Annotated in this window: 3 protein-coding genes; 1 reads left to right on the forward strand and 2 read right to left on the reverse strand. The window is 67.3% G+C overall.

Features of this window, described 5'->3' with window-relative positions; all coding sequences use genetic code 11:
• Positions 1-313 precede the first annotated feature (313 nt).
• Entirely contained in the window at positions 314-1,075 is a 762-nt protein-coding gene (locus tag ACH4G3_RS42320; RefSeq protein ID WP_397629485.1) for a DJ-1/PfpI family protein, read from the reverse strand.
• Positions 1,072-2,058, reverse strand: coding sequence for a GlxA family transcriptional regulator (locus ACH4G3_RS42325; protein WP_449657615.1), 987 nt, complete (start codon positions 2,056-2,058; stop codon positions 1,072-1,074). The genes ACH4G3_RS42320 and ACH4G3_RS42325 overlap by 4 nt, the downstream gene beginning before the upstream one ends.
• Positions 2,059-2,872: 814 nt before the next feature.
• Between ACH4G3_RS42325 and ACH4G3_RS42330 the strand changes: the two genes are divergently transcribed.
• Positions 2,873-3,541 carry a cytochrome P450 gene (locus tag ACH4G3_RS42330; protein WP_397629487.1) on the forward strand — a complete coding sequence of 223 codons (669 nt, stop codon included), beginning with the start codon at positions 2,873-2,875 and terminating at the stop codon, positions 3,539-3,541.
• The last annotated feature ends 302 nt before the right edge of the window (positions 3,542-3,843 follow it).

The following is a 3,843-nucleotide window of genomic DNA, read 5'->3' on the forward strand; positions in this document are numbered from 1 at the left end:
GGAACGACGCGACGACATCCACGAAGCCTTCCTTGGCCTCGCCACCTGCCTGATCACCTACCGCCACGTCCAACGCCTTTGTTAGGACCTCTAAGTAGGTGATTTTCATGTGGTCGGGCACCGGCCGGGCATGCTGTGGTTTTGTAGGTTGGAGCTGACAACATTTGTCGACGGTTTCCGGCAGCACTTAGCGATCACTCAGGTCGGAAATGTCGATGAGAAGTGACAACACCGGAGGCGTAACCGATCCAGGCTGTGGGCCTGCGGGCGGTGAAGCGGGCGGTGCCTGTCCGCTCAGCGGCTCCGGCTTCGGCTACACCTGCGAGGCGGCCAGCAACTGCAGTGCTTTTTCCTTCAGTTGGGGACTGGCGACTGCGGCGTTGCCGGAGTCGAAGGGGGGCTGGGGGTCGTATTCAACGGCGAGTTGGATCGCCTTGGCCGTGTCATCGTCTGTGATGAGGGAGGCGAGATACAGGGCCATGTCCACTCCCGCCGACACCCCGGCCGCAGTGATGATCTTCCCTGAGCACACGTAGCGCTGCGGCAGATAGGTCACGTCGAACGTGGACTGGAGGTATTCGGCGGAAGCCCAGTAGGTCGTCGCTCGCCTTCCGTCCAGCAGCCCGGCCGCGGCGAGGACGATGCTGCCGGTGCACACGGAGGTCGTCCATTGGCTGTGCCGGTGGATCTGGCGGATCCAGCGCAGGAGCGCCTCGTTGTTCATCGCCGCGACGGTGCCGCGGTTGCCCGCGCCCGGCACGAGGAGGACGTCGAGACGGTCCACCGCGTCGATGCACTGCTCAGCGACCACGGCCACGTCTGCCGTGTCTGTGCGGACCGCGCCGCGCCGCTCGGCGATCATCGTCACGGTCGCGTCCGGCAGCCGGGACAGCACCTCGGCCGGACCGGTCGGGTCCAGCAGGCTGTAGCCGTCATACAGCAGGATTCCGATGTTCGGTCCCGCGCCGCCCCGCGGAACGGCGTGCGCCCCGGTCGGGACCGCAGCCGTGGCGGCGAGCGCGGCCGTGGCCACGGTCCCCCGGAGTACGTTTCTGCGTGTTGTCGAATGCCTCATGGCCCGGCAGTTTTCTGCCTCGGCGCGACGCGCGCAGCCGGCATGTCCGGCATCCTGCGAATCCTGTCCCCCGTGACCCCGTAGTGGTCCAGGAACGCCTGCCGCAGCGTCTCCGCCGACCCGAAACCGCAGCGACGGGCGACCGCCGCCATGGACAGTCCGCTGGACCGCACCAGACGCGCTGCTGCTTCGGTACGCGCCACGCGTACGGCCTGTGCCGGAGTCGTACCGAGGTGCCCGGTGAACAGGCGTGACAGGTGCCGAGGGCTGACTCCCGCCCGCGCTGCCAGGGTGGCGGGTGTGAGGTCCTCGGCCAGATGACCGGCGATATGGCCCACCAGGTCCCGCACCAGCCGGTTCTCCGGGGGCGGAGCGGCCAGGAACATGGAGATCTGCGCCTGATCGGCTGGCCGGTGCAGGTGCGTGACGAGTTCTCGGGCGACGGCACGAGCCAGCGTCGGCCCGTGGTCGTCCTCGATCAGCGCCAGCGTCAGGTCGAGTGCGCTGGTGACCCCGGCCGAGGTGTAGACGTTGCCGTCGCGTATGTAGAGAGGAGCAACGTCCACGGCCACCGCGGGGTGACGCTCGGCAAGTTGTTTCCCCCACCCCCAATGGGTCGTTACCCGCCGGTGGTCCAGCAGTCCGGCGGCGGCGAGCACATAGGCGCCGGTACAGACAGAAGCCACCCGTCGACTGAGTCCGGCCAGCCGGCGCACCTGGCCCAGTAGCGGCTCGTCCGACGCCGCGTCCTCACAGCCGATGCCGCCCACCACGAACAGGGTGTCCAACTGCCCCGCGACCGTCTCCAGCCCCTGCCCCGCTCCCATCAGGATCCCCGCCGAGCTACGGGCGACCCGACGGCCCAGGGTCCCCAGCTCGATGGAGTACGGCGGCTCGGCGCCATACCGGTTGGCGATGTCCAACGCGCCACTGGGACAGGCGATGTCGAGAATCTGCGCACCGTCGTAGGCGACGATCAGCACGCGCCGCTTGTTGTCCATGCCCTGATACCAGCACATCCCGCAACGCCACCTGCCGGCGCGCCAGCAAGAGCCCAAGACCGTCGACGGCTTCCTGGAGGGGGCCAGCGTGGCGCGGCCGGTCACGGAAGTCCCTCCGCCTCGGCTGCGGCCTGTAGGACTTCGGAATGAACGCGCGCACCACCCGCGGCCGGCCTCTTGGGCGATCTGTGGTCGTCGGACCGGAGTATCTCGTCCATCAACGGCTTGCAGGCATCCAGGCGGGTCCCGCGCGGTCACGGTTTCTTCCGTTCTCGCGCATCACGGCCCGGTACGACAACCCTGCCCGGGCGTCACAGCGGATCGCCGCGTACAAGTCGACCTTGGACATCGGTGGCGCCATCGCAGCCTCGTCCCGCGAAGCACGTGCATGCTCCCACCGCAAGCCCCCGGGCGTTGCCAGAACTCAGAGACATCGTCCTCCGGCGAAACCGGGCGTTCCCCGCTCTGAGTAACAAGTGGTGTCAGCTCCCACGTACAAAACCAATGCTGCTGGCCCAGGTGTCCGCGCGGCGCTGGTGGACCACCGAGACTCTGCACGGCTTCCTGCGGGATGCCGCGGTTGCGATCCTCGCCGCCCTCGTGGCTCGGTACCCGCAGATCACCGAACGGGACGTCACCGTCCAGGCCTTGCAGATCGAAACTGCACAGCAGATCCTCGCCGTAGATCCGCAACCGAGCGCCCGCACCGACCAGGCGCACCCGAGCCTGCGCAACAACCACCTGGTCCCCGACGGAGGCGGCGAGCCGGCACCGGCGGACGAACGCCGCCACGCTCTTGAACATCGACCTCACAGCGGAACACCGGCAAGAGGCGGTCAGGGAGCTCATGGCACATCTACGGGACCTGCTGCGCCACAAGCGTTCCTGGCCAGAGGAAGATGTGCTCAGCGGGCTCGCTGCGCACGAGGGACTTACTGCGGACGAGAGAGCCGGACTGGCGCTCCTGCTCCTGATCGCCGGGCATGAGACGACGACGAACATGCTTGCGCTGGGCACTTTCGCTCTGCTGGCCAACCCCGCACAGTTAGCCGAGGTCCGCGACAAGGAGGAAGACGCCCCTGCGGTGGTCGAGGAGCTGCTGCGTTACCTCACGATCATCCACCACGTGGTCCGCGTCGCGCTCAAGGACATCGAGCTCCACGGCTGCCTGATCAAGGCTGGCGAGTCCGTCACCGTCGCACTTTCCGCGGCGAACCGGGACGCTGACCATTTCGCCGCCCCGGACGCGCTTGACCTCACCCGCCCCGCTGCCGGACACCTCGCGTTCGGTCACGGCCTCCACCAGTGCCTCGGGCAGCGACTGGCCCGCGCCGAAATACGCATCGCCCTCCCCGCACTGCTTCGCCGCTTCCCGGCACTACGTCTCACTGTCGCGCCCGAGGAAGTGCCACTGCGGTCGGCCATGACGGTCTACGGCGTCCATGAACTCCCGGTCACCTGGTAGGCAGATCAACATCGAGAAGAACGACGTGTGCTCGACGCCTCGCAGCGCGACGCCTGTGAGTTTGAGCAACGCCCCTTCACTGCCAGCTCCCCACCGCCATCCGGCCCTTCAAGTCCGGGTCCAGACCAACTCACTCAGGCACACGCCATGGACCAGTTGCGGCCCCCGGTGTTGTCACTTCTCATCGACTTCTCCGACCCGAGTGATCGCTAAGAGGTCCTAACAAAGGCGTTGGACGTGGCGGTAGGTGATCAGGCAGGTGGCGAGGCCAAGGAAGGCTTCGTGGATGTCGTCGCGTCGTT

It is taken from the genome of Streptomyces afghaniensis (assembly GCF_044327915.1).
In the GTDB taxonomy this organism is placed as follows: Bacteria; Actinomycetota; Actinomycetes; order Streptomycetales; family Streptomycetaceae; genus Streptomyces; species Streptomyces afghaniensis.

Coding starts and splice junctions, on each gene's coding strand:
- ACH4G3_RS42320 (WP_397629485.1), bottom strand. CDS start 1,075: ATGAGGCATTCGACAACACGCAGAAACGTACTCCGGGGGACCGTGGCC.